At 59.7% G+C, this 26,073-nt stretch carries 23 protein-coding genes; 11 read left to right on the top strand and 12 right to left on the bottom strand.

The genetic code is table 11. The features are described from left to right. Positions 1 to 14: 14 nt before the first annotated feature. The 6 genes from BWR59_RS06520 to BWR59_RS06495 all read right to left on the bottom strand — a co-directional run bounded on the left by BWR59_RS06520 (position 15) and on the right by BWR59_RS06495 (position 7,261). Entirely contained in the window at positions 15 to 983 is a 969-nt protein-coding gene (locus BWR59_RS06520; protein ID WP_081564808.1) for a CDP-6-deoxy-delta-3,4-glucoseen reductase, read from the bottom strand. Beyond that, positions 983 to 2,449, bottom strand: a complete 1,467-nt coding sequence (gene ubiD / locus BWR59_RS06515) for a 4-hydroxy-3-polyprenylbenzoate decarboxylase (protein WP_081564807.1) — start codon at positions 2,447 to 2,449, stop codon at positions 983 to 985. The genes BWR59_RS06520 and ubiD overlap by 1 nt, the downstream gene beginning before the upstream one ends. Before the next feature lie 73 nt (positions 2,450 to 2,522). Continuing rightward, positions 2,523 to 4,487, bottom strand: coding sequence for an acyltransferase family protein (locus BWR59_RS06510; RefSeq protein WP_081564806.1), 1,965 nt, complete (start codon positions 4,485 to 4,487; stop codon positions 2,523 to 2,525). Between the two features lie 89 nt (positions 4,488 to 4,576). Beyond that, entirely contained in the window at positions 4,577 to 5,836 is a 1,260-nt protein-coding gene (gene rho, locus BWR59_RS06505) for a transcription termination factor Rho (protein ID WP_027979976.1), read from the bottom strand. A gap of 228 nt (positions 5,837 to 6,064) precedes the next feature. Continuing rightward, positions 6,065 to 6,394: a thioredoxin TrxA gene (trxA, locus tag BWR59_RS06500; protein WP_081564805.1), complete on the bottom strand. Its 330-nt coding sequence runs from the start codon at positions 6,392 to 6,394 to the stop codon at positions 6,065 to 6,067. Between the two features lie 162 nt (positions 6,395 to 6,556). Further along, the gene (locus tag BWR59_RS06495; RefSeq protein ID WP_081564804.1) at positions 6,557 to 7,261 is read right to left on the bottom strand and encodes a FadR/GntR family transcriptional regulator; all 705 of its coding nucleotides are present in this window, start codon (positions 7,259 to 7,261) and stop codon (positions 6,557 to 6,559) included. Between the two features lie 258 nt (positions 7,262 to 7,519). Between BWR59_RS06495 and BWR59_RS06490 the strand changes: the two genes are divergently transcribed. The 5 genes from BWR59_RS06490 to ppx all read left to right on the top strand — a co-directional run bounded on the left by BWR59_RS06490 (position 7,520) and on the right by ppx (position 12,081). Continuing rightward, positions 7,520 to 8,305, top strand: coding sequence for a transporter substrate-binding domain-containing protein (locus BWR59_RS06490; protein ID WP_081564803.1), 786 nt, complete (start codon positions 7,520 to 7,522; stop codon positions 8,303 to 8,305). Between the two features lie 28 nt (positions 8,306 to 8,333). Then, positions 8,334 to 8,999: an amino acid ABC transporter permease gene (locus BWR59_RS06485; protein WP_081564802.1), complete on the top strand. Its 666-nt coding sequence runs from the start codon at positions 8,334 to 8,336 to the stop codon at positions 8,997 to 8,999. Further along, the gene (locus BWR59_RS06480) at positions 8,996 to 9,646 is read left to right on the top strand and encodes an amino acid ABC transporter permease (protein ID WP_081564898.1); all 651 of its coding nucleotides are present in this window, start codon (positions 8,996 to 8,998) and stop codon (positions 9,644 to 9,646) included. The genes BWR59_RS06485 and BWR59_RS06480 overlap by 4 nt, the downstream gene beginning before the upstream one ends. Beyond that, the gene (locus tag BWR59_RS06475) at positions 9,633 to 10,367 is read left to right on the top strand and encodes an amino acid ABC transporter ATP-binding protein (protein WP_081564801.1); all 735 of its coding nucleotides are present in this window, start codon (positions 9,633 to 9,635) and stop codon (positions 10,365 to 10,367) included. Before BWR59_RS06480 ends, BWR59_RS06475 begins: the two co-directional genes overlap by 14 nt. A 211-nt stretch (positions 10,368 to 10,578) precedes the next feature. Beyond that, positions 10,579 to 12,081, top strand: a complete 1,503-nt coding sequence (ppx, locus tag BWR59_RS06470) for an exopolyphosphatase (protein ID WP_081564800.1) — start codon at positions 10,579 to 10,581, stop codon at positions 12,079 to 12,081. Here ppx and ppk1 read toward each other — a convergent pair. Continuing rightward, complete coding sequence (gene ppk1, locus BWR59_RS06465) at positions 12,068 to 14,290, bottom strand: polyphosphate kinase 1 (RefSeq protein WP_081564799.1); 2,223 nt, start codon at positions 14,288 to 14,290, stop codon at positions 12,068 to 12,070. The two genes, ppx and ppk1, sit on opposite strands and share 14 nt — an antisense overlap. A gap of 328 nt (positions 14,291 to 14,618) precedes the next feature. Here ppk1 and BWR59_RS06460 point away from each other — a divergent pair, with 328 nt between their 5' ends. Beyond that, positions 14,619 to 15,236, top strand: coding sequence for a DedA family protein (locus BWR59_RS06460; protein ID WP_230981970.1), 618 nt, complete (start codon positions 14,619 to 14,621; stop codon positions 15,234 to 15,236). Here BWR59_RS06460 and BWR59_RS06455 read toward each other — a convergent pair. Next, entirely contained in the window at positions 15,214 to 16,452 is a 1,239-nt protein-coding gene (locus tag BWR59_RS06455; protein ID WP_081564798.1) for a sterol desaturase family protein, read from the bottom strand. The two genes, BWR59_RS06460 and BWR59_RS06455, sit on opposite strands and share 23 nt — an antisense overlap. Before the next feature lie 188 nt (positions 16,453 to 16,640). Between BWR59_RS06455 and elbB the strand changes: the two genes are divergently transcribed. Next, a complete protein-coding gene (gene elbB / locus BWR59_RS06450; RefSeq protein WP_081564797.1) occupies positions 16,641 to 17,321 on the top strand; it encodes an isoprenoid biosynthesis glyoxalase ElbB in 681 nt (226 codons plus the stop codon). Between the two features lie 13 nt (positions 17,322 to 17,334). Here elbB and BWR59_RS06445 read toward each other — a convergent pair whose 3' ends face one another. Both BWR59_RS06445 and BWR59_RS06440 read right to left on the bottom strand, forming a co-directional pair. Further along, a complete protein-coding gene (locus tag BWR59_RS06445) occupies positions 17,335 to 17,796 on the bottom strand; it encodes a YaiI/YqxD family protein (protein ID WP_081564896.1) in 462 nt (153 codons plus the stop codon). Beyond that, positions 17,796 to 19,691, bottom strand: a complete 1,896-nt coding sequence (locus BWR59_RS06440) for a cytochrome c/FTR1 family iron permease (protein WP_081564796.1) — start codon at positions 19,689 to 19,691, stop codon at positions 17,796 to 17,798. The genes BWR59_RS06445 and BWR59_RS06440 overlap by 1 nt, the downstream gene beginning before the upstream one ends. Positions 19,692 to 20,042: 351 nt before the next feature. On the opposite strand from BWR59_RS06440, the gene BWR59_RS06435 reads away from it, so the two are divergent. Genes BWR59_RS06435 through BWR59_RS06420 form a run of 4 tightly spaced genes read left to right on the top strand, consistent with a single transcriptional unit; the run spans position 20,043 to position 23,209 of the window. Next, positions 20,043 to 21,446: a hypothetical protein gene (locus tag BWR59_RS06435; RefSeq protein WP_081564795.1), complete on the top strand. Its 1,404-nt coding sequence runs from the start codon at positions 20,043 to 20,045 to the stop codon at positions 21,444 to 21,446. A 13-nt stretch (positions 21,447 to 21,459) separates the two neighbouring features. Beyond that, positions 21,460 to 21,831: a YcfL family protein gene (locus BWR59_RS06430; RefSeq protein ID WP_081564794.1), complete on the top strand. Its 372-nt coding sequence runs from the start codon at positions 21,460 to 21,462 to the stop codon at positions 21,829 to 21,831. 35 nt (positions 21,832 to 21,866) lie between these two features. Continuing rightward, positions 21,867 to 22,457, top strand: coding sequence for a penicillin-binding protein activator LpoB (gene lpoB / locus BWR59_RS06425; protein WP_081564793.1), 591 nt, complete (start codon positions 21,867 to 21,869; stop codon positions 22,455 to 22,457). Between the two features lie 2 nt (positions 22,458 to 22,459). Continuing rightward, a complete protein-coding gene (locus BWR59_RS06420) occupies positions 22,460 to 23,209 on the top strand; it encodes a penicillin-binding protein activator LpoB (protein ID WP_081564792.1) in 750 nt (249 codons plus the stop codon). 111 nt (positions 23,210 to 23,320) lie between these two features. On the opposite strand, the gene BWR59_RS06415 is transcribed toward BWR59_RS06420, so the two are convergent. Together BWR59_RS06415 and BWR59_RS06410 are read right to left on the bottom strand one after the other, a co-directional pair. Beyond that, the gene (locus tag BWR59_RS06415) at positions 23,321 to 23,947 is read right to left on the bottom strand and encodes a LysE family transporter (RefSeq protein ID WP_081564791.1); all 627 of its coding nucleotides are present in this window, start codon (positions 23,945 to 23,947) and stop codon (positions 23,321 to 23,323) included. A gap of 183 nt (positions 23,948 to 24,130) precedes the next feature. Beyond that, entirely contained in the window at positions 24,131 to 26,041 is a 1,911-nt protein-coding gene (locus BWR59_RS06410) for an ATP-binding cassette domain-containing protein (protein ID WP_081564790.1), read from the bottom strand. Positions 26,042 to 26,073 lie beyond the last annotated feature (32 nt).

The following is a 26,073-nucleotide window of genomic DNA, read 5'->3' as shown; positions in this document are numbered from 1 at the left end:
CCAGGCTTGTAGCGTCAGGAGCGCGGCGCGTAGGCGAACACATCGGCCCGCATTTGCCGCGAATCCATCCCCGCAACGACCAGAGCATCGAGAGTGGAATAGACCATGTTCGGCGAGCCACTGGCGTAAACCTGAATCGACTTCAGATCGGCGAAGTCCTCACATACCGCTTCGTGCAACATGCCGCAGCGTCCTTCCCAGCCACACAGGTCGCTGACGATTTTGTGCAGGTAGAGATTCGGCAAGGTTTTCCACTCATCCCAATGCTTGAGCTCGTAGAAGTCTTCCGGGCGACGCACGCCCCAGTAGACATGCACCGGATAGGGAAAACCCTTGGCGCGGCAGTGCTCGATGAGGCTGTGCATCTGCCCCATACCGGTTCCTGCTGCGATCAATACCAGCGGGCCGTCGGGAAGCTCACCGAGGTGGGTATCACCAAAGGGCAGCTCGACACGGGCCATGCCTTCACGCTGCAACTGTTTGATCAGGTTCTGCGCACTGGTTTCGCGGGCGAGCACGTGGAACTCCAGATCCCGACCGCTTTCCGGTGCCGAGGCCATGGAGAAGGCCGATTTCTCGCCGTCGTCCCGGGCGATCATCAAGTACTGGCCGGCGTGATAACGCGGCGGTTTGCCTGCCGGCGCCCGGAGCATCACGCGCCAGACATCGCCGCCGACATCGGCGCATTCGGTGACCTGACAGGCAAACGTGCGCACGGGTAGCTCCCCCAGCGGCAGCACGCTGTCCCACAGCACAACGCAGTCTTCTTGCGGCACCGCCAGGCAGGTGTAGATTTCACCGTGCCCCTGCAGCTCGCCGTTCTGCACGACACTGCCCTCGACCAACAGCGCCGAGCAGATGTGGCAATTGCCGTTGCGACAGCTTTGCGGGCATTCGTAGCCCAGGCGCTGGGCGGCATCGAGGATCCGCTCGCCGGGTAAAGTTTCAAGTACGGCGCCCGACGGCTGCAAGGTTACGCGCATCAATCTATTCCCAGCTGATTCCAGATATCGTCGATCCGGCGAGTGACGGCTTCGTCCTTGACGATGGCGCGACCCCATTCACGAGTGGTCTCGCCCGGCCATTTGTGCGTGGCATCGAGGCCCATTTTCGAACCCAGCCCTGAAACCGGCGAGGCGAAGTCCAGGTAGTCGATCGGCGTGTTGTCGATCATCACCGTATCGCGCTTGGGGTCCATGCGCGTGGTGATCGCCCAGATGACGTCGTTCCAGTCCCGGGCATTGATGTCGTCGTCAGTGACGATAACGAACTTGGTGTACATGAACTGTCGCAAAAACGACCAGACACCCAACATCACGCGCTTGGCGTGGCCGGGGTACTGCTTCTTCATGGTCACGACCGCCATGCGGTACGAGCAACCTTCCGGCGGCAAGTAGAAGTCGGTAATTTCGGGAAACTGCTTCTGCAGAATTGGCACGAACACTTCGTTCAGTGCGACACCGAGAATCGCCGGTTCATCTGGCGGACGACCGGTGTAGGTGCTGTGGTAGATCGGTTTGATGCGATGGGTGATGCGCTCGACGGTGAACACCGGGAAGCTGTCGACTTCGTTGTAGTAGCCGGTGTGGTCGCCATATGGGCCTTCGTCGGCCATTTCGCCCGGATGAATCACGCCTTCAAGCACGATCTCGGCGCTCGACGGCACTTGCAGATCATTGCCACGGCATTTGATCAGCTCGGTGCGGTTGCCGCGCAGCAGACCCGCGAAAGCGTACTCGGACAGGCTGTCCGGCACAGGTGTCACAGCACCAAGAATGGTGGCAGGGTCAGCTCCCAAGGCTACAGAAACCGGGAATGGCTGGCCTGGATGCTTGTCGCACCATTCCTTGAAATCCAGCGCGCCCCCGCGATGGCTGAGCCAGCGCATGATGACCTTGTTGCGCCCGATCACCTGCTGGCGATAGATACCCAGGTTCTGGCGGTCCTTGTTCGGACCCTTGGTGACCGTCAGCCCCCAGGTGATCAGCGGACCAACATCGCCTGGCCAGCAGGTCTGCACCGGGAGCATGCCCAGATCGACGTCATCACCTTCGATGATCACTTCCTGGCAAGGTGCGTCCTTGACGACTTTCGGCGCCATGGCGATGACTTTCTTGAAGATCGGCAGCTTCGACCAGGCGTCTTTCAGGCCCTTCGGCGGCTCGGGCTCTTTCAGGAAGGCCAGCAGTTTGCCGATTTCGCGCAGCTCTTCGGTGGACTCGGCGCCCATGCCCATCGCCACACGCTCAGGCGTACCGAAGAGGTTACCGAGTACCGGAATATCGAAGCCGGTCGGGTTCTCGAACAGCAGTGCCGGCCCTTTGTTGCGCAGGGTACGGTCACAGACTTCGGTCATCTCCAGCACAGGGGAAATGGGCACCTGGATGCGTTTCAACTCTCCGCGCTGCTCAAGCTGCTGCACGAAATCCCGTAGATCCTTGAATTTCATTAACCCGGCCACTTAACAAATAGATGCACATCCTACCTGCTCTGACGGCCGACAGCAGCTGTCGAGCGCTCAATCATCCGCCTTGAATGGCGTTTTCACTGAGGAAGATCGGTGCAAGCAGGGGCTTCATGCGTTCCCCGCCTTTATCCGAGAGATGATTTTCATCCATGTATTGCGAGTAGCCATCGAACTCGGCGCGGCATATACCGCCCGGGCACATCATCGGCGTCGGATCGAGCACGCGTACCTGGGGATCCTGCTGACTCAATTGAGTGAACAGCGCATTCAGAAACTGCTGACGGGCCAGATGCTCGGCAATGGGTCTGCCGAGACGCTCGGCGGACCGTCCAATCATCGCCAGACTGGCCAGACGCGCCACCGTGCCCTGCCGTTGCAGTGGCACTTCCTTGAAGATCCACACCCGCGCGCCGGCGTCCCTTAAACTGTGAACCATCGCGGTCAGGTCCTTGGCCACTTGCTGCTCGGCCACGGGACGACTGTCGTCACGATAGAGAACGTGCTGCATATCACCGTCTTCTTCGCCGTACAGATACAGGCTCCAACGCGCAGCCAGCACGACGTCGCGGATCTTGTGCTCGCGAATGGATTGCAGCGTAGCCTGATTGAAATCCTGGCACTGCTGACGGGTTTCATGGCCCAGAATGGGCAGACATCCGGACAAACTGGCGAGCCATACCGGAACTCCGTAGCGCTCGGCGTCGGCCTCGATCGCAGGTTTCAGTGCAGCCGCATGGCTGTCACCCCACACTAATTGAACGGGCGCCGCCTGCTCGCCTCCTCCGAAACGACATATTTTGCTCATGTCCGGGCTGTCCCGTTGCAGCAGGCAATCCATTTGTCCCTCCTGCCATTCCCGCGCCTGAGCGTATTGCATTGCCTGCCCGGACAAACGCCCCGGCACACCGTCGGCCTCACGCACCAGTTGACCCGCCACGCCGACGACCAACAGAGCCGCCAGTCCGCAGACCAGCACAGGTTTGCGCCCCGCCAACAGGCGCTTCTCACGGAACGGCAATTCGACCAGACGCCAGCTCAGCCACGCTAACGCCAGACTCAGCACGACCCAGCCGACTGCCTCCCAACCTTGCATGCCATCGACGGAAATCGCGTTGGCGTAGACAAAAACCGGCCAGTGCCACAGGTACCACGAGTAGGAAACCAGGCCGACACCGACCATCACTCGCAGACTCAGCAACCGCCCAACCAACGTGAGCGCCTGGCCGTTTGCCCAGATCATCGCCGTAGCTCCCAGCACCGGCAGCAGCGCGGCCCAGCCGGGGAACGGCGTGTATTTGTTGAAACCGAAAATCGCGTACAGCACCGCCGCAAGGCCAGCCAGACTGACAGCTTGATAGGTCCACGAGGAAAGTTTGCGAGCCGAGACAGGAATGACCGCCAGCATCGCGCCACACAACAACTCCCACGCGCGCATCGGCAGCAGGAAAAACGCTGCATCGGGCTGACGCTTGATGATCCAGACGTTCAGCGCGAACGACACGATCAACAACCCGAACAACATCCAGCGCCATTGCCGCATGAACCGCGTCAACAGCACCATCAGCAGCGGGAAGAGGATGTAGTACTGCTCCTCAACAGACAAAGACCAGGTGTGCAGCAACGGTTTGAAATCGGAAGCCGGGTTGAAATAGCCGTCCTGGCGCATGAATAGAATGTTGGAGATGAACATCGCCTGATAACGCACCGCACGACCGAGCTGTGAGTAGTCGTTGGCGGGCATGATGAGCCAGCCCACCAGCATCACAGCGAGCATCAGCACGCTCAGGGCGGGGAGGATGCGACGGGCACGGCGGGCCCAGAAATCGACAAAGCTGAAGCGGCCCGCGCTGATTTCCCGAAAGATGATCGAGGTGATCAGGTAGCCGGAGATGACGAAAAACACATCGACGCCGACGAAGCCGCCGCTGAAGGCACCGAAGCCGAAGTGGTAGAGGACCACCGGAATAACGGCCAAAGCCCGCAGGCCGTCGATATCCCGACGGTTGCCAAAGGTATGCATGACGCTCCTTGTCTCGGTCTGTTACTCGAAAAAAAGACAAAAAAATGGTGCCCCAAAGGGACACCATCTTTCTACAGCCGTTCAGCGCGTTATTTGCGCTTCATCGACAGGAAGAACTCATCGTTGGTCTTGGTCTGTTTCAGCTTGTCGACCAGGAACTCGATGGCAGCCACTTCATCCATGGGATGCAGCAGCTTGCGCAGGATCCACATGCGCTGCAGCTCGTCGTCGGCGGTCAGCAACTCTTCGCGGCGCGTGCCGGAGCGGTTGATGTTGATGGCCGGGAAGACGCGCTTTTCAGCGATCTTGCGATCCAGAGGCAGCTCCATGTTGCCGGTGCCTTTGAATTCTTCGTAGATCACTTCGTCCATCTTCGAGCCGGTTTCAACCAGCGCGGTAGCGATGATAGTCAGCGACCCGCCTTCTTCGATGTTACGAGCGGCACCGAAGAAGCGCTTTGGTTTTTCCAGTGCGTGGGCGTCGACACCACCGGTCAGTACCTTGCCGGAGCTAGGAATGACAGTGTTGTAGGCACGAGCCAGACGGGTGATGGAGTCGAGCAGGATGACCACGTCTTTCTTGTGCTCGACCAGGCGCTTGGCCTTCTCGATCACCATTTCGGCGACTTGCACGTGACGGGTTGGCGGCTCGTCGAAGGTGGAGGCAACCACTTCGCCGCGCACGGTGCGCTGCATTTCGGTTACTTCTTCCGGACGCTCGTCGATCAGCAGAACGATCAGATGGACTTCAGGGTTGTTGCGAGTGATGTTCGACGCGATGTTCTGCAGCATGATGGTCTTGCCCGCTTTCGGCGGCGCAACGATCAGACCACGCTGACCTTTGCCGATCGGGGCACACAGGTCGATGACACGACCGGTGAGGTCTTCGGTGGAACCGTTGCCGGCTTCCATCTTCATGCGCACCGTCGGGAACAACGGCGTCAGGTTTTCGAACAGAATCTTGTTCTTCGCGTTTTCTGGACGGTCGAAGTTGATGGTGTCGACCTTGAGCAGTGCGAAATACCGCTCGCCTTCCTTCGGCGGGCGAATCTTGCCAACGATGGTGTCGCCCGTGCGAAGGTTGAAGCGGCGGATCTGGCTCGGCGAGACATAGATGTCGTCTGGGCCGGCAAGGTAAGAGGCGTCTGCAGAGCGGAGGAAGCCGAAGCCATCCTGGAGGATCTCCAGCACGCCATCACCCGAGATTTCCTCGCCGCTTTTCGCGTGCTTCTTCAGCAGGGAGAAGATCACATCCTGCTTGCGCGAACGGGCCATATTTTCTATGCCCATCTGTTCGGCCATTTCGAGCAGATCGGTAATAGGCTTTTGCTTGAGTTCAGTCAGGTTCATATAGGAATGACGTAATCATGTATGGAGGGGGAAATTAAGCTTTTGGCTTAATGAGGCCGCGCCGCAGAGAAGGCGACAGGATCGCGTACAAATCGAAAGGAGAGCGTCGGCGACGGCTAGCAGGGGGCAACGGAGAAGCCGTTGCGGGGCCGAATGTACCACTTGATTTTCCAAGCGTCTAGTGCAACGCCAGAAAAAAGCCCCGCTATTTGCGGGGCTTTAGCGCCATCAGATGTTGGCGTCGAGAAACGCTTGCAGCTGGGACTTGGACAGAGCGCCGACCTTGGTCGCCGCAACTTCGCCGTCCTTGAACAACATCAGGGTCGGAATGCCACGAACGCCGTGCTTGGCCGGGGTTTCCTGGTTTTCGTCAATGTTCAGTTTGGCAATGGTCAGCTTGCCTTCGTAGGTGCCGGCGATGTCGTCCAGAACCGGAGCGATCATTTTGCATGGGCCACACCACTCAGCCCAATAATCAACCAGCACAGGACCGCTAGCCTTCAGGACATCGGCTTCGAAGCTCGCGTCGCTGACGTGTTTGATAAGGTCGCTACTCATGAGATGTCTCCGAGGTCATAGGCAAAAAAACGTGGACCATCATAACTGTGTCACGCCGTGACAGGAAGGCGCGGGCGATTGTCTCTTGCTATGAACCTGCATGACTAGCTTTATTGAAGTGACGTGTTCCGGACCGCACCAGCTCTCGCCCAACTTGACAGATCAGGCCGAAGGCGCGACGAACACGATGCCGGTGCGCAACGCTGCACCTCGGATGTGCTCCTGCATCGCCTTCTGCGCAGGGCCGGAAGCGTTGCGCGCCAGGGCCCGGAGGATCTTGCGATGTTCCTGCCAGGTTTCCATCGCCCTGCCCGCGCGAATGAAAGGCAGCTTCTGGCTTTCGAGAAAAATGTCGGCGCTGGCGGTGATGATCCCGAGAATGGCCTGATTACCACTGGCGACCAGAATGCGCCGATGGAAATCGAAATCCAGCTTTGCGGCGCACTCGAAATCACCTGCCTTCAATTCCAGGCGCATGGCTTCGACGTTGTCTTCCAGCACATCGCGCTCATCGGCGGTCAGGGTGACTGCCGCCAGTCCGGCGGCGAAGCCTTCCAGCGCATAGCGCAGCTGAAAAGTCTCCGAGGGCGACGCATGGGCCGCATAAGGCCATGAAAAACCACTCGTGCTCTGTTGTGGTTCAGAAATCGCTTGGACGAATACGCCTTTCCCCGGCTGCACGCTGACCACTCCAAGCGCGCTCAACGACGACAATGCTTCGCGTAATGAAGCCCGGCTGACTCCCAGCCGGACCGCCAGATCTCGCTGCGAAGGCAGGCTGTCGCCGGGGCCATAGCCCTGCTCGGCGATCAGTTTGCGGATCGCCTGGAAGGCGGCTTCAGGTACTGCAATCGGGCTCGGGTGCATGGCGACTCAAACGCAATAACCGTGGGAAAAACCCTCTTTTATAGCCATCGCGAAGATTCGGCAAGTGACGCCCAAGCACAGGGCGCCGGGCCTTTGAGGCGCGCCAAAGCAGGGCGAACGCAGTGCCAACTGTTCAGACCAGTTAGACCGCACCAGCCTTGCAGCCCGCATTTTGTGGTTGCGAACGAACGGCTGGCATGAGCTGTGCACTGGAGCTAGGCCATTAACCACGACTCGCCCTGATTTCGGAGACGTCACATGACCAAGCGTTCCAGCGCTCTGCTTGCCGCCCTGTTTGCCAGCCTCATGCTCGGCCAGGCCCCTGCCCACGCCAACGGCCTGGATGATGTGACCGCACGCGGCACCTTGAAAGTTGCCGTGCCGCAGGACTTTCCGCCATTCGGCTCAGTGGGTCCGGACATGAAGCCACGGGGCCTGGACATCGATACCGCACAGCTGATCGCAGATCAATTGAAGGTCAAACTGGAGCTGACTCCTGTCAACAGCACCAACCGCATTCCGTTCCTGACCACTGGAAAGGTGGACCTGGTGATTTCCAGCCTGGGCAAGAACCCGGACCGCGAGAAAGTCATCGATTTCTCCCGCGCCTATGCGCCTTTCTACCTTGCGGTGTTCGGTCCACCTGATGCAGCGATCAACGGCGTGGACGACCTGAAAGGCAAAACCATCAGCGTCACCCGTGGCGCCATCGAAGACATCGAACTGACTGCCGTGGCCCCGAAAGAAGCCACCATCAAACGTTTCGAAGACAACAACTCGACCATCGCCGCCTACCTCGCCAACCAGACCGACCTGATCGCCAGCGGCAACGTAGTGATGGTCGCGATCAGCGAAAAGAACCCCAAGCGCATCCCGGCGTTGAAAGTGAAACTCAAGGATTCGCCAGTCTATGTCGGCGTGAACAAGGGGCAGCCTGAGCTGCTGGCGAAGGTGAATGAAATCCTCGAAGCAGCGAAGAAAGACGGCGCTTTGGAGAAGAACTCGCAGACCTGGCTCAAGCAGCCGCTGCCAGCCGACCTTTGATTGTCGTTCGTTGATCCGAGGCTTTTAGATGGCTTATCAGTTCGACTTCATTCCGGTCCTGCAAAACGCTGACCTGTTGCTGCGCGGCGCCCTGTTCACGCTTGAACTGACGGCGATCGGCACCTTGCTCGGCGTCAGCGTCGGCATCGTCGGCGCGATCGTCAGAGCCTGGAAGATCCAGCCGTTCTCGGCCATCTTCGGGGTCTACGTCGAGCTGATACGCAACACTCCGTTTCTAGTGCAGCTGTTCTTCATCTTCTTCGGTCTGCCGTCATTGGGGCTGCAGATTTCCGAATGGCAGGCGGCGGTGCTGGCGATGGTGATCAACCTCGGCGCGTACTCCACGGAAATCATTCGCGCCGGCATTCAGGCGATTCCTCGCGGGCAACTGGAGGCCTCGGCAGCGCTGGCCATGACACGCTTCGAGACCTTCCGCCATGTGGTCCTGATTCCGGCGCTGGGTAAGGTGTGGCCGGCGCTGAGCAGCCAGATCATCATCGTGATGCTCGGCTCGGCGGTCTGCTCACAGATCGCCACCGAGGAGCTGAGCTTTGCGGCGAACTTCATTCAGTCCCGCAACTTCCGTGCGTTCGAGACCTACATCATCACCACGCTGATCTACCTGTGCATGGCACTGCTGATTCGTCAGTTGCTGGCATGGGTCGGTCGTCGCTATATCGCGAGGAGCCGCTGATGGATTTCACTCTCTGGGACATCGTGCGCAACCTGCTCACTGGCCTGCAATGGACGCTGGCACTGTCGCTGGTGGCGTTCATTGGCGGAGGCGTCATCGGCCTGCTGGTAATGACGATGCGCATCTCCGAGAAAGCCCTGCTTCGCAGGCTTGCTCGTTGCTATATCGAACTGTTTCAAGGCACGCCATTGCTGATGCAGCTGTTTCTGGTGTTCTTCGGCGTGGCGCTGCTGGGCGTGGATATTTCGCCATGGGTCGCGGCAGCGCTGGCGTTGACGCTGTTTACCAGTGCCTATCTGGCCGAGATCTGGCGCGGTTGCGTCGAATCGATCTCCAACGGCCAGTGGGAAGCGTCGGCCAGCCTTGCGCTCAGTCCTTTCGAACAGCTGCGCTACGTGATCCTGCCGCAAGCGTTGCGCATTGCCGTCGCGCCGACTGTGGGCTTTTCGGTGCAGGTGGTCAAAGGCACGGCCGTGACCTCCATTATTGGCTTCACCGAGCTGACCAAGACCGGCGGCATGCTCGCCAACGCCACGTTCCAGCCTTTCATGGTCTACGGCTTCGTCGCCCTGGGCTACTTCCTGCTTTGCTACCCGTTGTCGCTCAGCGCGCGCTACCTGGAAAGGAGACTTCATGCCTCTGCTTAGAATTTCCGCCCTGCACAAATATTACGGCGACCATCATGTGCTCAAAGGCATCGACCTGAGCGTCGAGGAAGGTCAGGTCGTGGCGATCATCGGTCGCAGCGGTTCGGGCAAGAGCACGTTGCTGCGCACGCTCAACGGGCTGGAGTCGATCAACGACGGGGTGATCGAGGTCGATGGCGAGTATCTGGACGCCGCGCGTGCCGATTTGCGCAGCCTGCGGCAGAAAGTCGGAATGGTGTTTCAGCAGTTCAACCTGTTCCCGCACCTGACTGTTGGCGAGAACGTGATGCTCGCCCCGCAGGTGGTGAAGAAGGTATCCAAGGCCGAAGCGAGCGAGCTGGCCAAGGAAATGCTCAATCGCGTGGGGCTCGGCGAGAAGTTCGATGCGTTCCCTGATCGCCTCTCCGGCGGACAGCAACAACGCGTGGCGATTGCGCGTGCGCTGGCGATGTCGCCGAAGGTGCTGTTATGCGATGAAATCACCTCCGCGCTCGACCCGGAGCTGGTTAACGAGGTGCTGAGCGTCGTGCGCGAACTGGCTAAAGACGGCATGACGTTGATCATGGTGACTCACGAAATGCGCTTCGCCCGGGAGGTCGGCGACAAGCTGGTGTTCATGCACCAGGGCAAGGTGCATGAGGTGGGCGATCCCAAGGAATTGATGGCCAACCCGAAGACGCCTGAGCTGGCAAATTTTATTGGATCGGTGGAGCACGCCTGATCGGGTGGCGTGGTTCCGTGGGAAGGAAGGCAGGTACATCCACAATATCTGCTGAGGGCGCAAGCTTGCATGCGCGAGCAAGCTCGCTCCCACACAGCGCGATGTTTAGCGCAAACCGGCGGCGTGCCAGAGCGAGGGCGGAAGATCTGTTGTTTGGCGGCAGGGATGGATCGTGGCACGATGTCGGGGTTATCGACCGAGACCTTTGACCATGCCGCCATCCACAGCCAAAAACCTCTCGCTGATTGCCGCGATCGACCTGGGCTCCAACAGCTTTCACATGGTTGTTGCCAAAGCCAATCAAGGCGAAATCCGCATCCTTGAGCGACTCGGCGAGAAAGTGCAGCTGGCCGCCGGAATCGACGACGAGCGCAAGCTCAGCGAAGAATCCATGCAACGCGGGCTCGATTGCCTCAAGAGATTTGCCCAACTGATCAACGGTATGCCACCCGGCGCCGTGCGGATCGTCGGCACCAATGCCCTGCGCGAAGCGCGCAATCGCAACGAATTCATCCATCGCGCCGAAGAAATCCTCGGACACCCGGTCGAGGTCATCTCCGGCCGTGAAGAAGCGCGCCTGATTTATCTCGGCGTATCCCACACGTTGGCGGACACGCCAGGCAAACGTTTGGTCGCCGACATCGGCGGCGGCAGTACCGAGTTCATCATCGGCCAGCGTTTCGAGCCACTGCTGCGTGAAAGCCTGCAAATGGGCTGTGTGAGCTTCACTCAGCGTTATTTCAAGGACGGCAAGATCACGCCAGCCCGCTACGCCCAGGCCTACACAGCGGCACGGCTGGAGATCATGAGCATCGAGCACGCTCTGCATCGCCTGAAGTGGGATGAAGCGATTGGCTCATCCGGCACCATTCGCGCCATCGGCCTGGCGCTGAAGGCTGGCGGACACGGCAACGGCGAGGTCAACGCAGAAGGCCTGGCATGGCTCAAACGCAAACTGATGAAGCTGGGAGACGTCGACAAGATCGACTTCGATGGCCTCAAACCAGACCGCCGGGCGATATTCCCGGCGGGCCTGGCGATTCTTGAAGCGATTTTCGACGCTCTGGATCTGCAACGCATGGACCACTGCGAAGGCGCCCTGCGTGAAGGCGTGCTCTACGACCTGCTGGGCCGTCACCACCACGAAGACGTGCGTGAGCGCACCCTCAGCTCGCTGATGGACCGTTATCACGTCGATCTGGAACAGGCCGCTCGTGTCGAGCGCAAGGCTTTGTCAGCGCTGGAGCAGGTCGCAAAGGCCTGGGAGCTGGAAGAGGATTTGTACCGAGAGCTGTTGAGCTGGGCCGCCAAGGTGCATGAAGTGGGTCTGGACATCGCCCACTATCACTACCACAAGCACGGCGCCTACCTGATCGAGCACTCCGATCTGGCCGGCTTCTCGCGGGAAGACCAACAGATGCTCGCGCTATTGGTGCGCGGCCATCGTCGCAATATTCCCAAGGACAAGTTCGCCGAGTTCGGCGATGAAGGCGTGAAGCTGATTCGTCTGTGCGTGCTGCTGCGCTTCGCGATCCTGTTCCACCACATTCGCGGCACCCAAGAGATGCCGCAACCTGTGCTGACCGCCAATGGCAATCATCTGGACATCCTGTTCCCGGACGGCTGGCTGGAAAACAACCAACTGACTCAGGCCGACTTCGGCCTGGAAGCCGATTGGCTGACCCGAGTCGGGATCGTCCTCAGCGTACGCTGAGGACCGGATTGCTGAGCTTTTCCAACAGCGCCGCCTGCACATTGCGGGCGTTCTGGTTGCCGGTCGGCGTGCTGCGAACGTAGCGCCCGTCCGGCTGCAACAGCCAGCTGTGAGTGTTGTCGGTCAGATACCCTTCCAGTTCCTTCTTCACTCGCAGAATCAGCTTCTTGCCTTCCACCGGGAAGCAAGTCTCGACGCGCTTGTCGAGGTTGCGTTCCATCCAGTCGGCACTGGACAGAAACATCTGCTCGTCACCGCCATTGAGGAAGTAGAAGACCCGCGTGTGCTCCAGGAAGCGGCCGATGATCGAGCGCACCTGAATATTGTGCGACACACCCGCAACGCCCGGGCGCAGACAGCACATGCCACGCACCACGAGATCGATCTTAACGCCCGTCTGGCTGGCCTTGTACAGCGCGCGGATGATCTTCGGATCGGTCAGCGAGTTGAACTTGGCGATGATGTGCGCAGGTTTGCCCTCGGCCGCGAATTGAGTCTCGCGGGCGATCATGTCGAGCATGCCTTTCTTCAGGGTGAACGGCGCATGCAACAGCTTCTTCATGCGCAGCGTCTTGCCCATGCCGATCAACTGGCTGAACAGCTTGCCAACGTCTTCGCACAAGGCATCGTCTGAAGTCAGGAGGCTGTAGTCGGTGTACAGACGCGCGTTGCCTGCATGGTAGTTACCGGTGCCCAGATGCGCGTAACGCACGATCTCGCCCGCTTCGCGACGCAGGATGAGCATCATTTTGGCGTGAGTCTTGAAGCCGACGACACCGTAGATCACCACCGCACCCGCCGCTTGCAGACGGCTGGCCAGTTGCAGGTTGGACTCTTCATCGAACCGTGCGCGCAGTTCGATGACCGCTGTCACTTCCTTGCCATTGCGCGCTGCATCCACCAGCGCATCGACGATTTCCGAATTCGCACCGCTGCGATACAGCGTCTGGCGCACCGCCAGAACATGCGGGTCTTTCGCCGCCTGACGCAGCAAATCGACGACAGGGGTGAACGACTCGAACGGGTGCAGCAGCAGAATGTCCTGCTTGCTGATCACGTTGAAGATGTTTTCACTGTTCTGCAAAAGCTTCGGGATGGCCGGGGTGAACGGCGCGTATTGCAGCTCCGGATGACTGTCCAGCCCGGTAATGCTGAACAGCCGCGTCAGGTTCACCGGCCCGTTGACCTGGTACAGCTCGGTCTCGCTCAGGTTGAACTGCTTGAGCAAATAGTCGGAGAGATGTTTGGGGCAGGTATCTGCGACCTCCAGACGCACCGCATCGCCGTAACGACGGGAGAACAGCTCCCCACGCAGCGCTCGGGCCAGGTCTTCCACATCCTCGGAATCCAGCGCCAGATCGGCGTTACGGGTCAGCCGGAACTGATAGCAGCCCTTGACCTTCATGCCCTGGAACAGGTCATCGGCGTGCGCGTGAATCATCGACGACAGGAATACGTAGTTGTCGCCTGGGCCACCGACGTCTTCCGGCACCTTGATAATACGCGGCAGCAGCCGCGGCGCAGGAATGATCGCCAGGCCCGAATCACGACCGAAGGCGTCGATGCCTTCCAGCTCGACGATGAAGTTAAGCGACTTGTTGACCAGCAGTGGGAACGGGTGCGTCGGGTCCAGACCAATCGGCGTGATGATCGGCGCGATTTCGTCGCGGAAGTAGCGACGGACCCAGGCCTTGAGCTTGGCGGTCCAGTTACGTCGGCGAATGAAGCGCACCTGATGCTTTTCAAGTTCCGGCAGCAGGATGTCGTTGAGGATGGCGTACTGGCGATCGACATGGCCGTGCACCAGCTCACTGATACGCGCCAGCGCCTGATGCGGTTGCAGGCCGTCGGCACCGGCCTGTTCGCGGGCGAAGGTAATCTGCTTTTTGAGACCGGCGACACGGATTTCGAAGAACTCGTCCAGGTTGCTGGAGAAGATCAGCAGGAACTTGAGCCGCTCAAGCAGCGGATAGGACTCATCCAGCGCCTGTTCCAGCACGCGGATGTTGAACTGCAGTTGGGACAGTTCGCGATGAATGTAGAGGCTGCTGTCATCCAGGTTGGGAATCACGATGGCCGGAGCGACCGGGTGATGTGGCTCGTGTGCCGGCACCACTTCGATGGTCGGTTCGACCAAGGCGGTGATTTCCTGGGTCAGCGCCTGGGGTTCATGTTCGGCTGCGGATTCGATAATTCCTTCGGTGCTCATGAATAATCCTGTAAGGCAATTGCCCTTGTAACAGTTGGGCCGCGTGAACGGCTGAGGAGAACGACTGCCGGTCCCGCCACTTCAGGAGGACGTACAGCAGCGCAGACCGGTCACACCGGACACCTGCGGGCAAACGTGACAGTTATAAGCCAGCATTATGACTCTTGTATGACAGAGGAAAGTGCACCATCCCACGCGGGACGTAAACCCGCTTTCTAGACGAAGAATCCCTTTCTTCTGTAGGAAACTTTAACGCTGAGACACATTTCCACACTTTCCTGAATGTCTTGGGCGAGTTAGGCTGCGCGTTCATTTCGCCAGCACCCAAATGATGCTCCAGCATTTTTTACAAGAATTTGGCTACTTCGCCCTTTTCCTCGGGACCTTTTTTGAAGGTGAGACCATTCTGGTTCTCGCTGGATTTCTTGCATTTCGCGGTTACATGGACATCAATCTGGTCGTCGTCGTTGCCTTTTTCGGCAGCTACGCAGGCGATCAGCTCTGGTATTTCATGGGGCGCAAGCATGGCCGCAAGCTTCTGGCACGTAAACCGCGCTGGCAATTGCTCGGTGATCGCGCGTTGGAACACATTCGTCGGCATCCGGATATCTGGGTGTTGAGCTTCCGCTTTGTCTACGGCCTGCGCACGGTTATGCCAGTGGCGATCGGCCTTTCGGGTTATCCGCCGGGACGCTATCTGCTACTCAACGGTATTGGCGCTGCGGTATGGGCGGCGGCACTCGGCGCCGCAGCCTTCAAGTTCGGTGCCGTGCTGGAAGGCTTGCTGGGCAACGTCAAGAAATACGAGCTGTGGGTGCTTGGTGCCCTGCTAGTCATTGGTGGCCTGCTTTGGGTCCGGCGCCGTATCAAGAACGCGCGCCTCGCCCGCGAGGCGAAGCTGGCAGTCCCGTCCACCGTCGACGTCAAGAACCGGCCAGACGAGTGAAACGCCCCCGAGCGCAGTACACAGAGATTGCGCTCAACAGGGTGTAGACCAGCAACGCGACCCACCCCAGCGCACTGACCGGCCAGAGTCCCACCGCCGGCGCCAGTGCCATCAGCGGCAGATTGGCCGCCAGCCTCATCCCTTCCAGCTTCAACGCCGCCGGCCTGCTCTCCAGCGCCGCACCGAACACGAACAAACCCAGCGCTACCCAAGCCCAACCGACAATCAATGCCGGCCAGGGCAACGTCTCCCCATTGGATAACAGATAACTGCCGAGCAAGGTGTACAGCGAAAATTGCACGCCGACGTACACCTGCTGCGGCAGCGTCAGCGGCACCTCGAATTTACGGAACTGACTCAGGTCCGGTTTGTTGATCGGGTATCGCGCCGCTACATCCGCAGGCCGCCAGCCGGTGGGCATGAACCAGATCCGCAGCTTGTCCCACCAAGAGCCTGCTCGCCGCGCATCGGCCGCCAGTTGCGCGTAGAACTGCACGTTGGCCCAGAGCGGGTTCCAGCTTCTCAAGGGGGTTGTGACGCCGAATATTGGCGGCTCGCTGTCCAGCTCTTCCTGGAACGTCCCGAACAGCCGGTCCCAAACAATGAACACCCCGCCGTAATTGCGATCCATGTAGACAAGGTTCTGCGCATGGTGCGCGCGATGATTCGACGGCGTGACGAAGAACCACTCGAACCAGCCAAGCTTGGGAATGTGCCGGGTATGCACCCAGAACTGATACAGAAGATTGAGCGATGCCACGGCGACGAATACCACCAGCGGCACGCCGATCAGCGCCAGCGGCAGGTAGAAGATCCAGCTGAGCAGAAAACCGGTACTGGTCTGACGCAGGGCGGTGGAGAGGTTGTAGTCCTCGCTCTGGTGATGCACCGAATGCGCGGCCCAGAGGATGTTGCGCTCATGGCCCAAGCGGTGCAGCCAGTAGTAGCAGAAGTCGTAAAAGATGAAGGCAAATACCCAGACCCAGACGCTCTCGGCAGACAACCGCCACAGCGCGAAATGCTCCAGAGCGAAGGCATAGCTCACCAGCCCTACGCCTTTGGTCAGCAGGCCTGTGGTCGTGGACAACACGCCAGTGCTGAGGCTGTTGATGGCATCCGCGACGCGGTAGTTGTCGACCTTGCGCCAGCGGTCTGCCAGCAATTCGACGGCAATCAACACAAAGAAAAATGGCACCGCATACAGAATGAAATTCATCAACGCCACCCGGCGACGAAACTTCGAAGATAAGGCGTGGCCATGGCAAAACCCTATGGCGACAAATGACAAATTAGTAGACATTTGACGACATCGTTGGCGTGGCGAGCGAATCGCTGGACGCCATGGAAAACGACAGAAACGGCGTACCGGTGCGCACCGGATCGCCCAAGAGAGGGAGCACACGCATGAGTAAAAAAGTGGCCGTCATTCTTTCCGGTTGCGGAGTGCAGGATGGAGCGGAAATTCATGAAAGCGTGCTCACCCTGCTGCGCCTGGATCAGCGCGGCGCACAGGTGAAGTGCTTTGCGCCGAACATCGAGCAGCACCATGTGATCAATCACCTGACCGGCGAAGAAATGCCCGAGAAGCGCAACGTGCTGGTGGAGTCAGCCCGCATCGCGCGCGGCGCCATCGAAGACATCCGCGAAGCCGACATCACTGAATTCGACGCGCTGATCATTCCCGGTGGGTTTGGTGCCGCGAAAAACCTGTCGAACTTTGCGGCCGAAGGATCTGGTTGCAAGGTTCAGGTGGAAGTACTGGCCATGGCCGAGGCCTTCGCCGAGGCGGGCAAGCCCGTCGGGCTGATCTGTGTGTCACCTGCGCTGGCAGCGAAGATCTACGGTCCGGGCGTCACTTGCACCATCGGCAACGACCCTGACACCGCCGCAAAGATCACCAGAATGGGCGGCAACCACAAAGAGTGCGATGTGAGCGATATCGTCGAAGACAAGGATCGCAAGCTGGTGAGCACCCCAGCGTACATGGTCGCCAAGTCCATCGGCGAAGCGGCGTCCGGCATCAACAAGCTGGTGGATCGTGTGCTTGAACTGGTTCAGGAAAGCGAGGAGCAGGCTTCAGCCTGAAGCCCCAGGCTGATCAGACCGGATATTCGCGCGCCAAACGCGTCAGAATCCGGTCCAGGGAATTGGCGAAGGCCTGCTTCTCGCGATCACCATAAGCGCCCTGCCCGCCACCGGCCTGCCCTTGTTCGCGCAGGTCGGTGAACAGGTTACGCACCGCCAGCCGCTCGCCCATGTTTTGCGCATCGAACTCTTTGCCACGCGGGTCCAGAGCGGCAACGCCCTTCTTCACCAGGCGGTCTGCCAGCGGCACATCACTGCAGATCACCAGTTCACCCGGCACAGCGTGTTCGACCAGATAATCATCGGCAGCATCGGGGCCGCTGGGCACCACGATCAGTTTGACCAGCGCAAAATTCGGCTTGATCAAACTGACCCCCGCCACCATCACCACCTCGAACTTTCGTTTGAGGGCGAATTTGACGACTTGATCCTTGGCAGCCTTCGGGCAAGCGTCGGCATCGATCCAGACCCGCATCATGCAGCCTCCACCCGACGCTTCTCAGCCAGCCGACTGCGGCCGTAGAGCACCGCGATTGCCAGCAGCGCGACAGCCTGAGCACTCAGCGAATACGCATCGGCATGAATGCCCAACCAGTCGAATTCGAAGAACGGCACCGGTCGCGTACCGAAGATACCGGCCTCTTGCAGCGCCTTCACGCCATGGCCCGCGAAGACCACGGACAACGCGCACAGCAGTGCTGCGTTAATGCCAAAGAACATCGCCAATGGCAGCTTCGCCGAGCCGCGCAGAATGACCCACGCCAGGCCCACCAACAGCACCAGCGCAGTAGCGCCACCAGCCAGCACAGCGTTATGCCCGGCGGGACCGGCCTGAAGCCAGAGGGTCTCGTAGAACAGGATCACCTCGAACAGTTCGCGATAGACCGAGAAGAATGCCAGCACCGCAAAGCCGAAACGCCCACCGCCGCCAACCAGGCTGCTCTTGATGTAATCCTGCCAGGCAGCCGCGTGACGCCGGTCGTGCATCCATACGCCCAGCCACAGCACCATGACGCTGGCGAACAGAGCAGTCGCGCCTTCCAGCAGTTCACGTTGCGAGCCGCTGACATCAATTACATACGCCGCCAAGGCCCAGGTTCCCAAGCCAGCCAGCAACGCCAGCCCCCACCCAACGTTGACGCTGCGGACCGCCGATTGCTGGCCGGTGTTGCGCAAGAAGGCAAGAATCGCTGCCAATACCAGAATCGCTTCAAGGCCTTCGCGCAGCAGAATCAATAATCCCGAAATGAAGCTCAGCGATGTACTCAAGCCATCGCTTCCCAGCAGATCAGCCGATTCCTTGAGCTTGATCTTCGCGGCCGAAAGCTTCTGTGCGGCCTGATCGACAGGCCTCCCGTCCTGCAACGACTGCCGATAGGCCATGAGCGCTTTCTCGGTGTCCTTGCGAACGTTGGCATCAACATTGTCCAGCGAGCTTTCCACCAGCTCGAAGCCTTCAAGATACGCGGCTACCGACAGATCGTATGCCTGCTCGCGTTCGCCGGATTGATACGCCGCCAGGCTCTTGTCCAGCGTCTGACGGGTGTAATCGAGAAGTTGCGCCGGGCCGCGCTGGACCTGCGGCGGGTGGGCACGCTGGGCGCGGAAGGTCGCCGCCGCCTGTGGACCTTCAGCGGCGATCACTTCTGCCGGGGTCTGGCGCGCGAGATCGGCGAGGTTGTAGGTTTTGCCCTGAGCGGCCGCGGCATCAGCGCTGAAGCTGGCGATGTAGGTCGCTACGTCCCAACGCTGACGGTCATCCAGCTGGTCAGCGAACGAAGGCATGTCGGTGCCCTCGATACCCAGCCCGAGGGTGTTGTAGATGTCGTAGAGGCTCAGGCGATCCAGCCGCGGCGCGTCACGCAGGTTGGCCGGTGGTGGCGTCAGCCCGATACCCGCAGGGCCATCGCCAGCCCCCGCGTCGCCGTGACAGACCGAACAGTGCTGCGCATACAGCGGCGCTCCACGAATGGGGTCGGGGGTAATCACCGGCGCCTGGCTCACTTCGTAAGCCACTGCCAGTTTGGCCCCCAGTTGCCGAGCTTGACGCGCAACCAGAGCGCCGTCCTGCTTCTGTTCGACTGCGGCCAGCAAGGCTTTGACGCCCTGCTCCAGCTCGACACGCTCACCATGCGCGGGCAAGGCAACGATCAGGCCCTGCAACGCGCCGAGAAACTCGACCTGCTCGCGGTACTCCGCTTCGTCGATCACCTTGCCGTCAACCACGGTGGGCGGGTAATCCGCGCTCACGTAGTCGAGCAGATGCAGTGCCTGAGCGGCACCGTCGACGGAATCTGCCGATGATGCGGTGCTGAACAGACTCAGCAGCACCAGGCTCAGGCAGGCCATGAAGCGGGACGGGGAAAACATGCGTGAATCTCGAGTAGAAATGCGAAGGGTTGTCATTGTTCATGTACAGCGTCGCGCACTCAAGCGTTCCGACATTGTTCGGCCAATATTGGCTAGTCGGCTTGATATTTGTGATTGTCGGCCGATGACCCGGCGGATCTGCGCAAACTGTTAAACGGTGTGTCAGACCCTTCTGAATGTGCCGTGCGACATCAAAAAGCCATTGTTTTAAGTGGCTCGCTCCTTATAATCCTCGCCGCCATTAACTGGCACACAGCCATCATCAACGGCTGACCTCACGGGAAGTTCTGCTTCCTCAAAACGGATTTGCATGGCCGGCTGTAAACCTGGCCATTTCAAGGAATGATCTCGATGTCTTCCCGCGCCTTGACTGCATTCGCGCTGATCGCGACTGTGCAACTGACCGGCTGCGCCGCCTTTCGCAACTACGATACCGAACTGCAGCAGACCAACCTGCAGTTGAGCAGCGGCAATGTCGACGGCGCCCTGTCGTTGCTGGAAAAAAACAACACCGGCGATGACAAGGACCTGCTGTATTACTTCGAGAAAGGTGAACTGCTGCGTTCCAGAGGTGACTTGACCGGCAGCCAGACTGCCTGGCGCCTCGCCGACCAGACCGTGCTCGGCTGGGAAGACTCGGTCAAGCTCGACAGCGGCAAGTACCTCGCCCAGTTCGGCAGCTTTCTGGTCAACGACAAGGTTCGCCGCTACGAAGGTTACGACTACGAAAAAGTCATGCTGACCACCCAGATGGCTTTGAACCTCTTGGCTCAGAACGATTTCGACGGTGCGCGTACCGAAATCAAAAAAACCCATGAACGCGAAGCCGTCATCGCCGAACTGCGCGACAAGCAGTACCTCAAGAGTGAAAACGAGGCTAAAAGCCAAGGCGTGAGCACCCAGTACAAGGACCTCAAGGGCTACCCTGTCGAGTCCCTTGATGCGCCGGAAGTGGTGGGCCTGAAAAACAGCTATCAGAGTGCGTTCAGCCACTACCTGGCCGGCTTCGTGTATGAAGCACTGGGCGAGAAAGACCTCGCCGCACCGGGCTATCGTCAGGCCGCCGAATTGCGCCCGAACACACCGTTACTGGATCAGGCCCTGCTCAATCTCGACGCCGCCGGCAGCAAGAACACCGGCGCCGAAGGCAGCGAAGTGTTGATCGTGGTGCAGGCCGGTTTTGCTCCGGCCCGGGACTCGATCCGCATTCCGCTACCGCTGCCCATTCAGAACAATCTGGTAATCACGCCGTTGTCGTTTCCGGTGATCAAGGCAGACACTTCCACGCCGTTCTTCAACCAGATCGCTCTCGACGGGCAGCCGCTGAACCTGACCATCCTCAACAGCACTACCGCCATGTCCCGTCGCGCCCTGCGTGACGACATGCCCGGCATCATCCTGCGCACCAGCGTGCGCGCCATCACCCGTGGCGTGACGCAAAAGAAACTCAACGAAACCAGCCCGCTTGCCGGTCTGGCGGTCGGTATCGCTTCGGCCGTCACCGAAGGCGCCGACACGCGAACCTGGCGCACGCTGCCGGACAACACGCTGGTAGCGCGTGTGCGCCTCAAGCCGGGCGAACATCAGGTCGTATTGCCCTCTTCGCTTGGTGGCACTCATGTGCAGTTGAAAGTCGACCGGCCTTATCAAGTGGTCACCCTGCGCGCCATCGGCAACCAGGTCTACACCAGCGGCCTGGCGGCTCAAGTCATCCCGTCGAGCCTGCCGCAGACCGTGGCCATCAACAAACCCTGAACGGAGTCTATTCATGCGTTGCAAGATTTTCGGCCTGATGGCGCTGGCGTTGCTTGCCGGCTGCGCCACCCCGCCACCGCCCGCCCCCGGCAGCGCCGCCAGCAAGGTGGTCGTCATGGGCAGCCTGAAGAACATCGAGATCGGCCCAATGCGCGTCGCTCGGGAAAACGGCTTCATGACCGTCAACGTCTCGCTGAACAACACCAGCAGTTACAACAAGACGATGTATTACCGCTTCGCCTGGCTTGGCAACGACGGCTTCCCGGTCGCCGAGCCCGAAACCTGGAAAAGCCTGACGCTGTATGGCTCGCAAAGCAGCTTCTTGCCAGCCATCGCTCCGGTGCCGAAGGCCACTGACTTTCGCCTTGAAGTCAAAACCCCTTGACCCACACGATTCGCTCAGCCAAAGAGACCCTCGACATGTCGTTTTTTCGCTTCTCTCTCATTGCCGCCCTGGCCCTGCTGGCCACCGGCTGCGCCAACAACTCGCCCGTTCTGGGTAGCAAGAACATCAGCTACGGCGACACCAAGGCCGTTGAAACCATCACCAATGAATTCGGCTCGACCGATCTGCAGATGATTGCCGAAAGCATGACTCGCTCTCTGGCGCAGTCGGGCACCCTTCAGGGCCGCCCGGTAGTGCAGGTCTACGACGTGAAGAACAAAACCAGCGAATACATCGACACCCGCGAAATCACCACGTCGATCAAGACTCAGCTGATGAAGTCCGGTACCGCGCGTTTCGCCAGCGACAACACCGACATGCAGAGCCAGGTCGACCAGCTCAAGCTGCAGAACCAGAGTGGCCTCTACAAACAGTCGACCGTAAGCAAGACCGGCAACATGGTCGCCGCCAAATACCGTCTGGAAGGTTCGATCAGCTCGATCGTCAAGCGCAGCAGCGACTACAAGGACGTCTTCTACAAATTCAGCCTGCAACTGATCGACGTGGAAAGCGGACTTGCTGAGTGGATGGACGAAAAAGAAATCCGCAAGACCACGGAGCGCTGAGCATGCGCGCATGGATCGGAATTCTCGGCATGCTCTGCGCGGTCGGCGCCCACGCCGCACCGAAAGTCGCAGTGACCGACATGGCCTTCGAGCAACAGGTGGAAGAGTACATCCACACCGTATCGGCGCAGACGAACTTCCAGGCCAACGCCTACAGCGCCAGTGGCTCGGCCAGTTACAAGGAGTACGAAGCGCGCAATACCTACATCGAGCAAGGTGAGCTGCGTAAATTCAGCGGCGACATCAAGGGCGAGATTCTCAAGTCCGGGATGTTCCAATTAGTGCAGGGCACGCCTCACACGGCCAAGTCCAGAGAAGACGTTTACGACGTTATCAAGCGGATCAAGAACGGCAACTTCAAGGGCGCCGATTACGTGCTGTTCGGTACCGTCTCGGACATCGACTTTCGCCACGACGTCAACGAAATCGCCAACACCAACACCAACAGCCACTCGGCTGTATTGGGCCTGACGCTGGTGGCGGATTTCAGCCTGATCAATACGCGCACCTTCGAGATTACCTCAGCGTTCACGGCGATGGGTGAAGGTCAGGACACCAGACTGGCGAACGGCAACGACCGACGCATCGAGTCGAACCGCGGACGTGTGGTGCGAGAAGTGTCAAAGTCGATCGGCCTGGATGTCGCCCGTCAGCTGCGTGAACAACTGCGTGGGGAAGTTGAGTACTCGCCGGAACAGGCTGTGCAGCGCAACAACCTGCCACGGGATGAGGCACCGAAGATTCTGAGGTGATCTTCGCAATATCCTTTAGCGAAAGGCCGGGCGGCGCTCCATTGGCCAGCGGTGGCGTCTTGACGATCGCTACCACTGGCAAGCTGGGCTGCTACGGCGATTCAGCTCAAATCAAGCGCGATGCAGCGTCGCCAGAAAAGCCGCCGCACTGACGAACAGTCCGGCAAATGTGCGGTTCATGCGGCGCTGCTGTTTAGGCGTCTTGAGCAAACGCAGCACTTTCGAAGCCAGCCCCGTGTAGCCCGCCATCACGATCAGATCGACGCTGACCATAGTCACGGTGATCGTCAGATACTGCGGCACCAGAGCCAGATGGGTGTCGATGAACTGCGGCAGGATCGCCAGCATGAACACCAGCGCCTTGGGGTTGCTGATGTTCACCAGGAAGCCCCGGGCAATCAGCGCCAGCGGCTTGCCGATAGGGCGAATAGTCGAGTCATCGGACAGATCACTCGGCAGCGCGCGCCATTGCTTCACGCCCAGGTAAACCAGGTATGCGACACCGAACCACTTGATCAGCGTGAATGCCAGCGCCGAGGTGGCGAGGATCGCGCCCAGGCCTGCGGCGATGATCGCGATCTGCACAATCAGCGCCAGTTGCAGCCCCAGCGCGTTCCAGTACCCGCGCCAGAAACCGTATTGCAGGCCACTGGACATCGATGCAATGGCACCGGCGCCCGGAGACAGGCTGATGACCCAGCAGGCGGCGAAGAAAGCCAGCCACGTTTCGAGCGACATTACACACCTCAGGCAAGAGCGGAAAACTCGCTCTAACCTAGTGTTTCTGCGGCCCAAAGACCAATTATTTCTAACTGTTGCGGCGACTTGGGAGATAGCTGTGCGGGTCACAAGGCATCAGCCCGTCCCCCGCGCCGGTATTGAAAGCGCCAGCCGATTACCAGAGTGGCGCCGGGCGCCTCATCAGGACAGCGCTTCCAGCTCGGCCTGCATCGACTCCAGCAGTTCCAGCGCTTCCATCCACGCCTCTTCCAGCTCGGACTCACGGCTTTTCAGCTTGGCCTGATCAGCCAGCAAGTCACGCAGCTTGTCCTTGTTGGCGGCTTCGTAGATCGCGCTGTCGCCGAGTGCGGTTTCGATTTTCGCCAGCTTTTCGTGCAGGGTGCCGAGCTCTTTCTCCAGCTTCTCGGCTTCGCGCTTGTGCGGCGCCAGTTGCTGACGCAAAGCTGCCGCCTGCTGCCGCTGGGCTTTCTTGTCGGTCTTGTCGGCGTTGACCGGCGTGTTGCTCACCGGCGCATTACGCAAGCGGTAATCCACCAGCCAGCGGGCGTAGTCATCCAGATCGCCATCAAACTCCTGAACAACACCGTCGGCCACCAACAGGAAATTGTCTGTGGTGCTCTTGAGCAAATGACGATCGTGGGAAACCACCAATACCGCGCCGCTGAACTCCTGCAACGCCATGGTCAGGGCCAGACGCATTTCCAGGTCGAGGTGGTTGGTCGGTTCGTCGAGCAGCAGCAGGTTCGGCTTTTCCCAGGCGATCAGGGCCAGCGCCAGACGCGCTTTCTCGCCACCGGAGAAATTCAGAACGGGCTCGTCCAGTCGCGCGCCACGGAAGTCGAAACCACCGAGGAAGTCGCGCAGGGTCTGTTCGCGCTCGGTCGGTGCGATGCGCTGCAAATGCAGTAACGGGCTGGCCTTGGCGTCGAGAGAGTCCAGCTGATGCTGGGCAAAGTAGCCAACCACTGTGTTTTCGCCGCGCACCAGACGCCCGCTCAATGGCTCAAGCTCACCCGCGAGGTTTTTGATCAGCGTGGATTTACCGGCACCGTTCGGGCCGAGCAAACCGATGCGCGCGCCCGGGGTCAGCTGCAATTTGACCTTCTGCAGAATGGCTTTGTCACCGTAACCCAAGCGCGCATCGGAGAGGTCCAGCAGCGGGCTGGATATCTTGGCAGACTCACGAAAGGTGAAGTCGAACGGCGAGTCGACGTGAGCCGCCGACAGCTCTTCCATGCGTTCCAGCGCCTTGATCCGACTCTGTGCCTGCTTGGCCTTGGTGGCCTGGGCCTTGAAGCGCGTGATGAATTTCTCCATGTGCGCGCGCTGTGCCTGCTGCTTCTCGTAGGCCTGTTGCTGCTGGGCCAGACGCTCGGCACGGGCACGCTCGAAAGCGCTATAACCGCCGCGATAGAGCGTGATCTTTTTCTGTTCGACGTGGGCGACGTGATCAACCACGGCGTCGAGGAAATCCCGGTCGTGGGAAATCAGCAGGAGCGTGCCCTGGTAGCTCTTCAGGTGGTCTTCGAGCCAGAGGATGGCGTCGAGGTCCAAGTGGTTGGTTGGCTCGTCGAGCAGCAAGAGGTCCGATGGACACATCAATGCCTGCGCCAGGTTCAGACGCATCCGCCAGCCACCGGAGAAATCTGCGACCTGACGTTCCATCTGTTCGTTGGTGAAGCCCAGACCGGCCAGCAGTTTGCGAGCCCGCGCATCGGCGGTGTAGCCATCGGCGCTGTCGAGCTCCGAATGCAGACGCGCCTGAGCTGCGCCATCGTGAGCGGCTTCGGCTGCCGCAAGATCACGCTGCACCTGGCGCAGACGCAAGTCGCCATCCAGAACGTAGTCCACCGCCAGGCGTTCGAGGGTATCTACCTCCTGACGCATGTGGGCAATACGCCAATCGGCAGGCAGCAGGCAATCGCCGTTGTCGGGGGTCAGTTCACCCCGAAGCAACGCGAACAGGCTGGATTTGCCGGAGCCATTAGCGCCGATCAAGCCGGCTTTCTGGCCGGCGTGCAGGGTCAGCTCGGCGTCTTCTAGCAGACGTTGCGGACCACGCTGTAAGGTAAGGCTTTGAAGTCTGATCATAATGGCGGCGGAGTCTACCAGCTTCGCCCAAA

The organism is Pseudomonas sp. Bc-h, from assembly GCF_002080045.1.
Taxonomy (GTDB): domain Bacteria; phylum Pseudomonadota; class Gammaproteobacteria; order Pseudomonadales; family Pseudomonadaceae; genus Aquipseudomonas.
This window is presented reverse-complemented; position numbering and strand designations above follow the sequence as displayed.